The sequence below is a fragment of the Caballeronia arationis genome, assembly GCF_001544975.2.
In the GTDB taxonomy this organism is placed as follows: Bacteria; Pseudomonadota; Gammaproteobacteria; order Burkholderiales; family Burkholderiaceae; genus Caballeronia; species Caballeronia arationis.
This window is the reverse complement of sequence record NZ_FCOG02000600.1, coordinates 1-562: the sequence shown is the minus strand read 5'-3', so window position 1 is coordinate 562 and position 562 is coordinate 1. Positions and strand designations below refer to the sequence as shown.

Annotated in this window: 1 protein-coding gene; it reads right to left on the bottom strand. The window is 63.3% G+C overall.

Annotation, left to right across the window (positions count from 1 at the left end; all coding sequences use genetic code 11):
* Nucleotides 1–496, bottom strand: a 496-nt coding sequence (locus AWB81_RS44055) for a DUF7146 domain-containing protein (RefSeq protein WP_445344353.1), incomplete at its 3' end; no start/stop codon positions are given.
* Nucleotides 497–562: the final 66 nt, after the last annotated feature.

Below are 562 nucleotides of genomic sequence, written 5' to 3'. Positions count from 1 at the left end.
ACGCCGTCTCGAGACCTTCCGCGACGCCGATTTCGCCATCGACTGGATCCATCAGCCGGACTGCGCCGCCGTTGAGCCTATGAAGCGTCACGTCGTTCAGCTTGGCCGGAAGGATCTCGCCATCGTTAGTGACGATCAACGCCTTCTCCGGTTTCGAGCGTTCAAGGAACGTGCGGTGCAGCGTTCCAAGACGGCCATCCGGCAGCGTGAAGCGAGCGAGGATGCCCGGCCACTGACCGATGACTTTCTTCTCGTGCCGGTAATCGAGCATCGCCATTCGCAACGCTGAGGACGGCGCTACTGTCAGACCCGGCACCCGCTCGCGCAGGTATCGCGGAACGAGGCCATCGGAACCGACCAGCGTCGCTCGATCCCACATTGAGTCGAGGCGTTTGCGCGCCCACTCGGGATCGACCTTTCGGCCGGGCGCTGGGGCCGCAGGCTGCGCTCGGTTTTGCCGTGCGTCGACCAGACTGCCGCCTTCAAGTTCGATCATGAGTTCGCGGAAGGTCATTCCGGCGGACTTGCAGATGAGCTCGAAGCCGTCGCCGGCTTTTCGGTC